15 protein-coding genes are annotated in these 12027 nt (G+C 70.9%); 4 read left to right on the plus strand and 11 right to left on the minus strand.

Annotated elements, in window-relative coordinates; translation table 11 throughout:
* The first annotated feature begins 15 nt into the window (after positions 1-15).
* Positions 16-291, plus strand: a complete 276-nt coding sequence (locus OHA99_RS21920; RefSeq protein ID WP_153179431.1) for a DUF1876 domain-containing protein — start codon at positions 16-18, stop codon at positions 289-291.
* A gap of 37 nt (positions 292-328) precedes the next feature.
* Here OHA99_RS21920 and OHA99_RS21925 read toward each other — a convergent pair whose 3' ends face one another.
* The 4 genes from OHA99_RS21925 to OHA99_RS21940 form a co-directional block, all read right to left on the minus strand.
* Positions 329-1525 carry a serine hydrolase domain-containing protein gene (locus OHA99_RS21925; protein ID WP_381499104.1) on the minus strand — a complete coding sequence of 399 codons (1197 nt, stop codon included), beginning with the start codon at positions 1523-1525 and terminating at the stop codon, positions 329-331.
* A 107-nt stretch (positions 1526-1632) separates the two neighbouring features.
* Positions 1633-2391 (minus strand): energy-coupling factor ABC transporter ATP-binding protein, encoded by a 759-nt coding sequence (locus OHA99_RS21930; RefSeq protein WP_164248731.1) that lies wholly within the window; start codon positions 2389-2391, stop codon positions 1633-1635.
* Complete coding sequence (cbiQ, locus tag OHA99_RS21935) at positions 2388-3149, minus strand: cobalt ECF transporter T component CbiQ (protein ID WP_153179433.1); 762 nt, start codon at positions 3147-3149, stop codon at positions 2388-2390. The genes OHA99_RS21930 and cbiQ overlap by 4 nt, the downstream gene beginning before the upstream one ends.
* Before the next feature lies 1 nt (position 3150).
* Positions 3151-4215, minus strand: a complete 1065-nt coding sequence (locus OHA99_RS21940) for an energy-coupling factor ABC transporter permease (protein WP_381499048.1) — start codon at positions 4213-4215, stop codon at positions 3151-3153.
* A 185-nt stretch (positions 4216-4400) separates the two neighbouring features.
* Between OHA99_RS21940 and OHA99_RS21945 the strand changes: the two genes are divergently transcribed.
* On the plus strand, positions 4401-4787 hold the full coding sequence (locus OHA99_RS21945) for an SsgA family sporulation/cell division regulator (RefSeq protein ID WP_007450525.1): 387 nt from the start codon (positions 4401-4403) through the stop codon (positions 4785-4787).
* A gap of 80 nt (positions 4788-4867) precedes the next feature.
* Here the strand turns inward: OHA99_RS21945 and OHA99_RS21950 are convergent, their stop codons facing one another.
* The 7 genes from OHA99_RS21950 to OHA99_RS21980 all read right to left on the minus strand — a co-directional run bounded on the left by OHA99_RS21950 (position 4868) and on the right by OHA99_RS21980 (position 10638).
* Positions 4868-6571 (minus strand): penicillin-binding transpeptidase domain-containing protein, encoded by a 1704-nt coding sequence (locus tag OHA99_RS21950; RefSeq protein ID WP_381499052.1) that lies wholly within the window; start codon positions 6569-6571, stop codon positions 4868-4870.
* A 138-nt stretch (positions 6572-6709) separates the two neighbouring features.
* The gene (locus OHA99_RS21955; protein ID WP_405697380.1) at positions 6710-8335 is read right to left on the minus strand and encodes a penicillin-binding transpeptidase domain-containing protein; all 1626 of its coding nucleotides are present in this window, start codon (positions 8333-8335) and stop codon (positions 6710-6712) included.
* A 148-nt stretch (positions 8336-8483) separates the two neighbouring features.
* A complete protein-coding gene (locus tag OHA99_RS21960) occupies positions 8484-8717 on the minus strand; it encodes a hypothetical protein (protein ID WP_153179438.1) in 234 nt (77 codons plus the stop codon).
* A 77-nt stretch (positions 8718-8794) separates the two neighbouring features.
* Positions 8795-9040 (minus strand): hypothetical protein, encoded by a 246-nt coding sequence (locus OHA99_RS21965; RefSeq protein WP_134654762.1) that lies wholly within the window; start codon positions 9038-9040, stop codon positions 8795-8797.
* Positions 9041-9157: 117 nt separating this feature from the next.
* The gene (locus OHA99_RS21970) at positions 9158-9448 is read right to left on the minus strand and encodes a DUF397 domain-containing protein (protein ID WP_153179439.1); all 291 of its coding nucleotides are present in this window, start codon (positions 9446-9448) and stop codon (positions 9158-9160) included.
* Between the two features lie 102 nt (positions 9449-9550).
* Positions 9551-9775 carry a DUF397 domain-containing protein gene (locus tag OHA99_RS21975; protein WP_153179440.1) on the minus strand — a complete coding sequence of 75 codons (225 nt, stop codon included), beginning with the start codon at positions 9773-9775 and terminating at the stop codon, positions 9551-9553.
* On the minus strand, positions 9772-10638 hold the full coding sequence (locus tag OHA99_RS21980) for a helix-turn-helix transcriptional regulator (RefSeq protein ID WP_153179441.1): 867 nt from the start codon (positions 10636-10638) through the stop codon (positions 9772-9774). The genes OHA99_RS21975 and OHA99_RS21980 overlap by 4 nt, the downstream gene beginning before the upstream one ends.
* Before the next feature lie 475 nt (positions 10639-11113).
* Between OHA99_RS21980 and OHA99_RS21985 the strand changes: the two genes are divergently transcribed.
* Positions 11114-11254, plus strand: a complete 141-nt coding sequence (locus tag OHA99_RS21985; RefSeq protein ID WP_194280362.1) for a hypothetical protein — start codon at positions 11114-11116, stop codon at positions 11252-11254.
* Entirely contained in the window at positions 11251-11979 is a 729-nt protein-coding gene (locus tag OHA99_RS21990; RefSeq protein ID WP_153179443.1) for an anti-sigma regulatory factor, read from the plus strand. Before OHA99_RS21985 ends, OHA99_RS21990 begins: the two co-directional genes overlap by 4 nt.
* The last annotated feature ends 48 nt before the right edge of the window (positions 11980-12027 follow it).

The raw sequence follows: 12027 nt of genomic DNA on the forward strand, positions 1-12027 counted from the left end.
CCGGAGGTGATCGTCATGATGCACACCACAGTGGGATGGCACGTCGACATGGAGTTCATGGAGGACGACCAGCACACGCGGGCAGTCGCGATGGTGCGGCTCCCCGACGGCACCGAGGTCCGCGCGCACGGCCACGCCAGCCGCCACCGGGTCGACTCCCAGCAGCCACGGGTCGGTGAGGAGGTCGCGGGCGCACGCGCGTTGAACGAGCTGGCGATGCGGCTGCTCACCAAGGCCCACGAGGAGATCGACTCGGCGTCGGGCAGGACCTCGCACCCGATCAACGTCTGACACGTCTGACACGTCCGGCGCGTGAGAGCCGGTCCGGCTAGGCGAGCGACGCGCGTACCGCCCGTACCAGTGCCTGCGCCCGCGGGTCCGCCGTCACGGTCTTGCGGAAGCCGTTGGTGACATAGCCCAGGGCGACACCGGCCTCCGGGTCGGCGAAGCCGAGGGAGCCGCCGCGGCCCGGGTGGCCGAAGGAGCCGGGGGACAGGAACGGGGACGCGCTGCCGTGCAGCATGTAGCCGAGGCCGAACCGGGTGCCCACGACCAGGATCCGGTCGGGGCCGGCTGACTCCTCGGCGCGGGCCAGCTCCAGGGTCGCCGGGTCGAAGAGCCGCACGCCCCGCGTCACGCCGTCGACCTCGCCGATCAACGCCGCGTAGAACCGGGCGAGACCGTCGGCCGTCGCGATGCCGTTGGCGGCCGGGAGGGCGGCGGCGCGGTACACGGGGTCGTTCTGGTCGGGGAACGGGGTGATCGCGGCGAAGGCACGGCGGGTGAGGGAGCCGGGGTCGCCGTAGGCCTCGGTCACCGCGCGCTTCGGGCGCAGCCGCGGGCCGCTCCCGGGCCCCGACGGCTCGGGTTCGTCGAGGCGCCCGACGCGGCCGGCCCGGCCCGCCGCCTCCTCCGCCTCCGGCAGGCCCACCCACAGGTCCAGGCCCAGCGGGCGGGCGATCTCGTCCGCGATCCACTGCCCGGCGCCCCGCCCGCCCGTCACCCGGCGGACCAGCTCGTCGAGGAGCCAGCCGTACGTCAGCGCGTGGTAGCCGTGGTCGGTGCCCGGTTCCCAGGCGGGGGTCTGGGCGGCGACGGCCGCGGGGCCCCGCAGCGGGTCGAGGGCGTCCTCGGGGGTGAGGGGGCGGTCCAGGACCGGCAGCCCGGCCCGGTGGTTCAGCACGTGCCGGACCAGCACTCGCTCCTTGCCGTGCGCCTTGAACTCGGGCCAGTACTCGCCCACCGGCGCGTCCAGGTCCAGTTCCCCGCGCCGGTGCAGCAGCAGCGGTACGGCGGCGGCGACGCCCTTGGTCGCCGAGCGGACCACCTGGGCGGTGCCCCGGCGCCACGGCGCCGTGCCGGCCGTGCCGTCGACGTCCCTGGAGCCGCCCCACAGGTCGACGACCTTGCGCCCGTCCCGGTAGACGGCCACGGCCGCGCCCCGCTCGCCGAGCACGGTGAAGTTCCGTACGAACGCGTCCCTCACCGGCTCGAAGCCCTCGGCCACCGTGCCGTGCACGTCCACGTCCGTGTCCACTTCTCCATGCCCCTTCCGATCGTCCGCGACAGTGGGTGCAACCGCCACGGACCCGCCGCGATTCCTCGGTCCCGCCGTGATTCCTCGGTCCCGCGTCAGCCGCCGGCCGGCACCGACCGCGGGTCGAAACCGAAGGGCAGCTCCAGGCGGTGGGCGCGCATCAGCGCGTCGTCCGACAGCAGCTCCACCGTCGGACCGTCGGCGGCGATCACGCCGTCGCTGAGGACCAGCGCGCGGGGGCACAGCTCCATGGCGTAGGGCAGGTCGTGGGTGACCATCAGCACCGTGACGTCCAGCGAGCGCAGGATGTCGGCGAGTTCGCGGCGGGAGGCCGGGTCGAGGTTGGAGGACGGCTCGTCCAGGACCAGGATCTCCGGCTCCATGGCGAGCACCGTCGCCACCGCCACCCGGCGCCGCTGGCCGAAGGAGAGGTGGTGCGGGGGCCGGTCCTTGAACTCCGCCATGCCGACCAGCGTGAGCGCCCGGTCCACACAGGCCTCCAGCTCCGCCCCCTTCACCCCGGCCGCCGCCGGTCCGAACGCCACGTCCTCGCGCACGGTCGGCATGAACAGCTGGTCGTCCGGGTCCTGGAAGACGATGCCGACCCGGCGCCGGATCTCCGCCATGTTCCGCTTGTCCACCGGCAGCCCGGCGACGGTGACCGTGCCGGTGCCGCCGGTCAGGATGCCGTTGAGGTGGAGGACGAGGGTGGTCTTGCCCGCGCCGTTCGGACCGAGCAGCGCGACCCGCTCGCCGCGGGCGACGGAGAAGTCCACGCCGAAGAGGGCCTGGTGCCCGTCGGGGTAGGCGAAGGCGAGGCCGGAGACGGCGAGGGAGGCCGGGGTGGCTGTCATAGCGTCCATCCCAGCAGACACACGACCAGCGCCGCACACGGGAGGGCCAGCGCGTACGACCACTGCGCCCGGTCCGCGGTCACCTCGTCGATCACCGGCATGGAACCGGCGTACCCGCGGCTGACCATGGCCAGGTGGACGCGTTCGCCGCGCTCGTAGGAGCGGATGAACAGCGCCCCCGCGGACTTGGCGAGCACGCCCCAGTGCCGGACGCCCCTCGCCTCGAACCCGCGCGACTCCCGGGCGATCCGCATCCGCCGCATCTCGTCCGCGATCACGTCCCCGTACCGGATCATGAACGACGCGATCTGCACCAGCAGCGGGGGCAGCCGCAGCCGCTGGAGACCGAGGAGGAGCTCCCGCAGCTCGGTCGTGGCGGCGAGGAGCACGGAGGCGGCGACGCCCAGGGTGCCCTTGGCGAGCACGTTCCAGGCGCCCCACAGGCCGTTGACGCTCAGGGACAGGCCGAGGACGTCGACCCGCTCGCCCTCCGCCACGAACGGCATCAGCACCGCGAACGCCACGAACGGCACCTCGATCAGCAGCCGCTTGAGCAGGAAGGCCGCCGGCACCCGGGCCGCGTACGCCACCGCCGCGAGCAGCAGCGCGTACAGCCCGAAGGCCCACATCGCCTCGCGCGGCGTCGACACCACGACGACCACGAAGGCGAAGACCGCGGCGAGCTTGGTGTGCGGCGGCAGCCCGTGCACGGGGGAGTGCCCGTGCCGGTACAGCCGGTGCGCGTGTCCCGCCCCCACGTCAGACGGTCGTTTCCGTGTTGCTCGGGGACGTGTCGTCGCTGCGGCGCCTGCGCACCGACCAGAACACGGCGCTGCCCGCGACGACGGTGACACCGACGCCGATGACGCCCGCGAGGCCCCCGGAGATCCGGGCGTCGGTGATGTTCTCGACGCCGTAGTCGGCGAGCGGCGAGTCGGCGTTGGCGTGCTCCTCGGCCTTCTCGTCGATGCCCTTGTCGGCGGCGACCTTCTCCAGGCCGTCGGGGTTGGCGGAGGCGTAGAAGCTGACGAAACCGGCGAGGACCAGGGAGGCGACGAGGCCGGTGATCCACACCTTGCGGTGCGAGCGGGCGGCGACGGGCGCGGGGGCGGGCTCCGGGCCCGTCGCGCCGGGGGCGTCGACCAGCTCGCCGTTCACCCGCAGCTTCAGCCGCTGCTGGAGCCCGCGCGCCCCGTACACCAGGTCCGGGCGTACGGCGATGACGGCGCCGACGGTCAGCGCGGTGATCACGGCCTCGCCGATGCCGATCAGCAGGTGCACGCCGATCATCGCGGTGGCGACCTTGCCGATGGCGACGTCCGTGGTGCCGCCGATCCAGTACAGGAACGTGAAGGCGAGGGCGGCGGCCGGGACGGAGACGAGCGCGGCGACGAAGGAGGCCACGGTGACCGAGCGGCGGGTGCGCGGCAGGACCTTCACCAGCCCCCGGAAGAGGGCGTAGGCGACGACCGTGGTGACGATCGCCATGTCGGTGATGTTCACGCCGAGCGCGGTCAGGCCGCCGTCGGCGAAGAGGATGCCCTGCATGAGCAGGACGACGGAGACGCACAGGACCCCGGTGTAGGGCCCGACGAGGATGGCGGCCAGCGCGCCGCCGAGCAGATGTCCGCTGGTCCCGGCCGCGACCGGGAAGTTCAGCATCTGCACCGCGAAGATGAACGCCGCGACCAGCCCGGCCAGCGGCGCCGTCCGCTCGTCCAGCTCACGGCGCGCGCCGCGCAGGCTGACCGCGATGGCGCCCGCGGCGACGACTCCGGTCACGGCGGAGGTCGGGGCGTTGATGAATCCGTCAGGTACATGCACGGTTCGATGATAGGGAACAGTTGCAACTCGTTCGCAAGAGCGAGGTAAAGGCTGCTGTGCGCCAAGTAAGCGTGATCTCACATGTGATATTCGGCCCGCAGGGCGTGAGCTGGGAAATATGGGACATTGGAGTGGGGGTGGAACCACAGCTTCAACAAAGGTGGCAGAGCGTAAGGGGCGACCCCATGTCCGTAGTCGAACAGTACGCACGAGCCCACATCCTGACGGACGCGGACCTCCCCGACCAGGACGACGGCGGAGCGATACCCGTCGTGCTGCGCTACGACCCCGAGCTCGACCCCTCGAAGGTGTGCGTCGCCCTGCCCGGCAGGGGCGGCCTGGTGTCCCGCTCCCGCGAGTGGACCTTCTCCCGCGCCCTGCTGGAACAGGGCCTGCGCGCGCCCGCCGGGAGCGGCGAGGTGCGGGTGTGGCCGTGCGGGCGGGTGCAGGCCGTGGTCGAGTTCCACTCCCCGCAGGGCTGTTCGGTGGTCCAGTTCGAGAACAAGGCGCTCATCCGCTTCCTGCGCCGTACGTACCAGGCGGCCGCCGCCGCCCAGCCCGTGGCCCACTGAGCCCGTGGCCCAGTGAGCGCGGGGTGCGCGCGTCGGTCAGGGTGCGCGCGTCGGCCCGGGGTGCGTCGGCCCGGGGTGTGTCAGCCGCCCGCCTTGAGCAGCGCCGCGACGATCGGCCCCGCCGTGTCGCCGCCGTGCCCGCCCTGCTGCACCACGCCGGCCGCGGCCAGATCGCCCCGGTACGCCGTGAACCAGCCGTTGGGCTTCTCCTGCCCGTCGACCTCCGCCGACCCGGTCTTCGCGCCGACGTCACCGCTCACCCCGGCCATCGCCTCGGCCGCGGTGCCGTACGCCGCCGTGTAGGACATCAGCTCGCGCAGCGCGGAGAGGGTGCCGCCCGACATCGTGCGCGAGGCGGTGGCGAGCGCCCGCCCGTCGACCGACGGGGCGACCAGGTACGGCTGGTGGAAGGAGCCCGACTTCACGGTCGCCGACACCGACGCCATGTTCAGCGGGTTCATCCGCACCCCGCCCTGGCCGATGAGGGAGGCCGCCATCTGGGCGTCGCTCTGCACCGGCACCCTGCCGTCGAAGGTGGACACGCCGACCGACCAGTTGTTCATGGACAGGCCGAACACCTCCTTGGCCTGCCTGGTCAGGTCGTCGTCCTCCAGCTCGGGGGCCTGGCTGATGAAGGCGGTGTTGCAGGAGCGGGCGAAGCTCGCCTTGAAGGTGCCGTCCTTGATCTCGAACTTGTCGTCGTTCTGGAACTTCCAGCCGCCGTAGCTGAAGTACTTCGGGCACGGGTGCTTCTCGTTCACGGACGCCAGGTCCTTCTCCAGCAGCATCGAGGCCGTGACGACCTTCATGGTGGAGCCGGGGGCGAGTGAGCCGAGGAAGGCGGTGTTGAAGCCGTGCCCGCCGTTGGCGACCGCGAGGACCTCGCCGGTGGAGGCGCGCAGCAGCACCACCGACGCCCCCTTCTTGCCGTCGACCTGCTTCTCGGCGGCGGCCTGGAGGGCGGGGTCGAGCGTCGTCTTCAGGGTGCCGGGCGTGCCCTTGCTCAGCTCCAGCAGGGTCTTGTCGGCGACGTCGTCGGCCCCGGAGCCCTTGGCCTCCTTGGAGCCCTTGCCGTCCCCCGCCGCTCCGCCGCGCACCACGCGCAGCTCGACGCCCGGGGTGCCGCCGGACTTCTTGCCGTACTTGTCGCGCAGCCCGTCCAGGACGGTCCCCAGGGACGGGTACTTGGCCGCGGTGATCTCTCCGCCGTCCCGGTCCAGCGCCTTCACCGGCGGATCCCCGGCCTTCCCGGTGACCAGCGCGTCCCCGTCCCGCAACTCCGGGTGCACGACGGCGGCGTGCCAGTCGACACGGGGTTCGCCGTCGCCCGCCCGGCGTACGACGGTCAGCGCGCTGTCGTACGCCAGCGGTTCGGTCGCCTTCTCGTAGGCGATGGTGGCCTTCACGGAGAACGGGACCTTCTCCCCGGCCGGGGTGCCCGCGGTGAAGGTGGCGTCCTTGATGCGGGCGTCCTTGGCGTAGCCGGTGAGCAGTGCCTTCGCGGCCCCGGCGTCGTCGGTCGCGGCGGCCGCGCCGGCCACGTCGCCCTTCTGCCAGGCGGTCAGGAACCGCTGGGCCGTCGAGGTGACCTCGGCCGCCGTCAACGGGCCCGACTTCACCCCGGCCGCCGCGGACTTGGTCCGCGCGGAGTCGTCGCCGTCGGCCCCGCCGCCGTACATCGCGTAGGCACCGAACCCGGCCCCGGCCACGACCACCGCGGCCACGCTGCCGACGACGGCGGGTTTCGTCCTGCGCCGCCCGGCGGCGGCCCTTCTGCTGCCCACGGTGTCCCGTTCCTCGGTGCGTGCGATGCGTGTGTGATGCGTGCGGTGCCTGACGGTGCCTTCAGAGACGCGCGTGCCTGGGGTGCCGGTTCCGGCGACGGCGACCACAGTAGGGCCACCCATGGCCACCGGTCCGCGTCAGCCGCCGGCTCGTAGCACGTCTGCGACGATCGGCCCGGCCGCGTCGCCGCCGTGGCCGCCCTCCTCGGTCATGGCCGCCGCCGCGATGTCGTTGCGGAAGCCGGTGAACCAGCTGTTGGAGACCGCCTGCCCGTCGACCTCGGCCGATCCGGTCTTGGCGCCGATGTCGCCGCTGAGCCCGGACATGGCCTTGATGGCGGTGCCCTGGGTGGCAGTGAGCCGCATCATCTGCTTGAGCTGGGACGCGGTGTTCTGCGGCAGCCCCTTGGCGGTGGCCGGCTTCCGGTCGTCCAGGTCGAACGGCACCAGGTAGGGCTGGCGGAACTCGCCGGTGATGGCGGTCGCGGTGACCGAGGCCATGTTCAGCGGGTTCATCTGGACCTGGCCCTGCCCGATGGCGTTGGCGGCGCGGTCGGGCCCGCCGGAGGCGGGGACGCTCCCGTCGGAGGAGACGATGCCGGTCTGCCAGTTGTCCTGCCCGAGCCCGAAGCGCTCCTGTGCCTCCTGGGTCAGCGAGGAGTCGGTGAGCGGCTTCTCGTCGACGAGCTTGATGAAGCCGGTGTTGCAGGAGCGCATGAAGGTGTTGGCGAGCGTGGCGCTCATGTTGGGCTTCATGTTGGTGACGTTGTGGAAGGTCTGACTCTGCCAGGTCGCCGTCTCCGGGCAGGGTGCCGGCCCGTTCATCGAGGTCACGCCGTTGTCGATGAGCATGGCAGCGGTGACGATCTTCATGGTGGAACCGGGGGCGACCTTGCCCTGGAAGGCGGCGTTGAACCCGTCCTGACGGTTGTTCGCCACGGCCAGCACTTCACCGGTGCTGGGCTTCACGGCGACCACGGAGGACTCGCCGTACCGCTTCACCGCCTTCTCGGCCGTGGCCTGCACGCTCGCGCTGAGCGTGGTCTTCAGCTTCCCGGGCTCGCCCTCGGTCAGCGTCAGCAGCGGGGTGTCCGGCGCGTTCGCGGCCGTGTGCCGGACCGCGAGCTCGACACCGGGGGTGCCGCCGGCCTGGTCGCCGTACTTCTCCCGGAGCTTGGCGAGGATCGGCCCGAGCGAGGGGTACTTCTCCTTGCTCAGCACGGCGCCGTCCCGCCCGACGGCCTGGATCTGCGGCGTCGACGACTCCGCGGTGACCAGGGTGTCGCCGTCCTTCAGGTCCGGGTGGACGACGGACGGCGCCCAGTCCACCAGCGCGCGCCCGCTGGTCTCCCCGCGCACCACGGTGAGCGTGCTCTTGTAGCTGAGCGGCTTGGTCGTCCCCTCGTACGACACCTTCGCCTTCACCGTGAACGGCACGGAGGCACCGGCCGCCGTGCCCGGCGTGATCTCGACGCCGCCGATGTGCGCGTCCTCGCCGTAGGCGGTCAGCAGCGTCGTGGCGACCGAGGCGTTGTTCGTGTACCCCGCGGCGGTCGTCGCGTCGCCCTTCTCCCAGGCCGCGAAGAACTTCTCGCTGGTCTCCGCGACCTCGTCCTTGTCCGGCGGCCCGCTCTTGGCCTCCGACCCGGACGACCCGCCGCCCCCGTCCAGCGCCGACACCACGTTGTAGGCGCCGTACCCGGCACCGCCCACCATCACGGCGAACACCCCGCCTATGACGGCGACCTTCACCCCCCTGCCCATCGGCAGTCCCCTCCCCGTCAGACCTTCCGCCCGCCTTCTTGAACGCGTTCAGAAGCAGTTGTCCGTGCACTCTATGCGCAGGGGGTGACAGGCGGTACGGGTGTTTCCGATTGGTGGCCTAAAGGAGACCGGGGACGGGGCACGACGGTCAGAACCCGGTGTCGCCGCCCGCGAAGTGGACGGGTGAGACCAGGGCGACGCGGACCAGGCCGGGTTCGGGAGGAGGCGCGTCGTAGACGTAGGTCACAGTGAGGGCGGGGCGAGTGGCTGTGCCTTCGATGCGGGTCGTGTAGAGCTTCATGCTCCCGACAGCGCTGTGTGCCCGTCGCCCCAGCGTCGGGTTCTTCTCCAACTCGGCGCACAGCGACTCGACGGCTTCCACCGCTCCTGCGCCGATGCGTAGGCAGCGAGCGCGGGCCTCTTGTGTGACCTCGGCAACGGTCCGGTCCTGGCCGTCGGTCACCGGCCGGTCCTTCGGGCTGCCTGAATCTCTGCGACGGCGGCGGCGACAGAGGTGCTGAAGGCCGGGTCCTGGCGGGCGATCACCCGACCGCGGAACTCCTCCACGAGGCGGACGACGCCGGAGAGATCGGCGGGATCGGCATGGTTGATCTCACGCGCCAGCTCGGCCTCGAAGTCATCGGCGTCGCCAGGGAAGCCATAACCCATGGTGAGGGCCGCGCGCAGTTCGCCGATGGTACGCATGGGGGGAAGGTGGGGCTGACCTGAGTCTGCCGGGTCCGCGGTCATGGCAGAGGCGCTCCTTTCAGGATGTGGAATTCACGGTATCGGGCGGTGCGTCTGGCGGGCCACAATCTGATGTCAGCCGGGCAAGGGCGTAGCACACCGTCCGTCGGGCCCTCGCGTTCTCAGCTCCTGCCGATCTCTATGGGTGGGAGTCGCCGGGCCGGGCCTTCGGCAGATTTGCGACGAACGCGGTGAACGCGTCTTGGAAAGGGAGAGGGACTTCCGAGGACTCTTCGAGTCCCGTACGCCTACCCATGAGCAGCGGTCGGCCACCTCGACGCACTCGTTGCCCTCGCCGCCGCTGTAACTGCTTTTGAACCACTTCACGCTTCTGCGCTCGGCCAGGGAAGGCGCCGTGTCCGCCATGCGTGCACCTCCTGTGGTGCTGTTGGCATCAGCCGCGACGGGACCGTGACGTCGACAGCGAGCCCGAGTACGCTGCCCAGCTGGCCCTGCGAGTGGCACGCGCTACGGCAGCAAGAGGCTGCGCTGGCCCTTGCCGATGCCTCCGACGAAGGCGCGGTAGTCGGCCTCGGAGACTATGAGCACGGGGGCGTCGGGGTCTCCGACGTCGTTGGAGTCGCGCAGGGCGACCACACCGTCGACGAAGGCGACCTCGAGGCAGTTGTCGCCTCCGTCGCTCAGGTCGCTCTTGGCCCAGGAGGCGTTGGTGAGGTCGACCTTCTTGTTCATGCGTAGCGGTCCTTGATCAAGTCGTGGATGTGGCGTTGCGTGGCCTCTGCGTCGAGGGCTTCGGCGCGGAGGTGGTTGAACGCGGTTTCGTAGCGCCCAATGTCGCTATCTTCCTCCAGGTAGAGGGATGTTGTCATCGGTTGCACTACGGCCACAGGGGGGCCGGCGGGGAAGTGCAGCAAGTGGAACGGCCCGTCGATACCCGCATGGGCACCTTGGTTGAACGGGAGTACCTGGACCGTCACGTGCCTGTGCCGGTCGGTGATCTCGAGCAGGTGCTCGAGCTGAGCCTTCATGACCTGCTTGCTGCCGACTTCTCTGTGCAGTGCGGATTCGTCCAGGACGCACCAGAGGTGCAGGGGCGAGGGGCGTGACAGCGTCTGCTGCCGCGCCATGCGCAGCTCGACGAAGTTGTCGATCTCCCGATTGGTCTGCCACTTCCGGCTGCGCTCGACGATGGATCGGGCGTACTCCGCCGTCTGAAGCAGGCCGGGGATCAGCCAGGTGAAGGTCTCGCTCTTCGACGCCAGATCCTCAAGGTGCAGATACTCGGCAAAGGGATCACGGATGGAGTGGCGATACTGATCCAGGAGATTGCTCCGCCTCCCCGAACTCGCGAGGGTCGCCAGCCTGCGAAGCCGGTCGGCCCGCTCCGTGTTCTGGAGTCCGTACACCTCGAAGAAGCCGGCGAGCGCTATGGGCGGCACCCGCTGCTTGCCGTTCTCGATCTTGCTGAGCGCCGGGGCTCCCGAGAGCGCCAACCGATCGGCTGCCTCCGCGAGGCTCATCCCGGCCGCCTTGCGAAGCGTCCGCAGCTCCAGGCCGAGACGTCTCCGGTGCAGGTTGGGCTGAGCGTCGGTCATGTTCTACCTCCCTGGTGCGCACGGTAGCGCCGACACGCGCACTGTTCGCCGACTTCACTGACGGTGACTCTTTCGAGTGAGAACCGTTGCGAGAAATATTTCTCATGAGCAACGATGCTCGCAGAACTTCTGGCAACCCCACTGACGGCAAGGGACGTTGGCGCCTGCGGCAGGGCATCGTCGAGCCGGCGCCGGCTGGTGAGAGAACACCTGGTCAGCCCGGCACCCCTGCCTCGCGCCCAACAGAACCGAAGGGGCATACATGCGACGCATGTGCAGGAACCTCGCCCGCTGGACTCAGCTCTTCCTGGAACCGACTGGACGCCATCGTCGAAACGAGAGCCTGTCACCGCCTGCAGCGACCGCACAGAGGGACTCGTGGCCGGTGCCGCGTGCGTGGCAGCGCTGTACTGCTTCCCCCGCTGCCACTGTCCGCCACTGGCACGAGCCCATCGACGGCACGTCCACTCGCCTTGTGCGCCCCTACCTCACCGCGTACGAGCGCGACGAGAAGGCCCGCGTTCAGCGGCTGCGTCGCGATGTCCTCTGGTGCGCTACGTACGGCGTCGACCTGGACTCCCGTGACATCCACGCCTGCCAGGCGGCGGCATCATGAGCGGGGGGACGGATCGCGTAAGGATCCTGCCGTGCCCCGACTTCCAAGGGCGCACCGCCCTGCTCCTCACGGATGGAAACGGGCCGGTCTCCCGGCTCGCCGACCGTATGGAAGCGGTGCAGCTCGGCCTGGGCGACCGGCTGCTCGGCCGAGCACGGGAAACGCTGAAGGAGCAGCCGTCGGAGGACGGAGAACTCCACCTCCTGACCGACCAGTTGGCGGACGCACTCTCGGACGCCCTGCTCATCGCCGAGTCCCGGGGCTTACGCCTCAGGGAAGCGGGGCCGTGCCCGGTGCACGAAACCCCACCGGCACTCCGCGCGTACGGCATGCTCACGCTCCCCGGCAGGAACCTCGCCTCCGCCCGTACCGCACGGCACTACGTCCGTGACACGTGCCGGTCGTGGAGGCTGCCGGCGGGCACGACGGACGATCTCGTGGCCATCACGGGCGAACTGGTGGCCAACGCCCTGGAGCACGCGGAAAGTCCGACTGTCGTGATCGCTTGCGCCCTCACCCCCGGTACCGCCACGGTGGGCGTGACCGATGACGGCCGCAGTGGCGGTACGCCGGTGGCCTCCCCGTCGGCGGGTGGATCCGAGGCGGAGTGCGAGGGCGGGCGAGGCCTGCTGATCACCGACGCGCTGGCCACCCGTTGGGGGACACGGCGAAGCGGCGAAGGGCTGACGGTCTGGGCCGAGGTCGCCATCGAGGCCACGTCGTAGCGGTGCCCTCTGGCACCCGGCAACTGGGCCTGCTCAGGTCCTCCTTCA

The organism is Streptomyces coelicoflavus (assembly GCF_045041415.1).
Taxonomy (GTDB): domain Bacteria; phylum Actinomycetota; class Actinomycetes; order Streptomycetales; family Streptomycetaceae; genus Streptomyces; species Streptomyces coelicoflavus.

What these genes read in the sequence shown, in the direction of transcription:
- OHA99_RS21970 (WP_153179439.1), bottom strand. Translation starts at nt 9,448, where the DNA reads ATGGCGGACACGGCGCCTTCCCTGGCCGAGCGCAGAAGCGTGAAGTGG.
- OHA99_RS21955 (WP_405697380.1), bottom strand. Translation starts at nt 8,335, where the DNA reads ATGGGCAGGGGGGTGAAGGTCGCCGTCATAGGCGGGGTGTTCGCCGTG.
- OHA99_RS21990 (WP_153179443.1), top strand. Translation starts at nt 11,251, where the DNA reads ATGAGCGGGGGGACGGATCGCGTAAGGATCCTGCCGTGCCCCGACTTC.
- OHA99_RS21975 (WP_153179440.1), bottom strand. Translation starts at nt 9,775, where the DNA reads ATGAACAAGAAGGTCGACCTCACCAACGCCTCCTGGGCCAAGAGCGAC.
- OHA99_RS21945 (WP_007450525.1), top strand. Translation starts at nt 4,401, where the DNA reads ATGTCCGTAGTCGAACAGTACGCACGAGCCCACATCCTGACGGACGCG.
- OHA99_RS21980 (WP_153179441.1), bottom strand. Translation starts at nt 10,638, where the DNA reads ATGACCGACGCTCAGCCCAACCTGCACCGGAGACGTCTCGGCCTGGAG.
- OHA99_RS21965 (WP_134654762.1), bottom strand. Translation starts at nt 9,040, where the DNA reads ATGCGTACCATCGGCGAACTGCGCGCGGCCCTCACCATGGGTTATGGC.
- OHA99_RS21930 (WP_164248731.1), bottom strand. Translation starts at nt 2,391, where the DNA reads ATGACAGCCACCCCGGCCTCCCTCGCCGTCTCCGGCCTCGCCTTCGCC.
- OHA99_RS21920 (WP_153179431.1), top strand. Translation starts at nt 16, where the DNA reads ATGATGCACACCACAGTGGGATGGCACGTCGACATGGAGTTCATGGAG.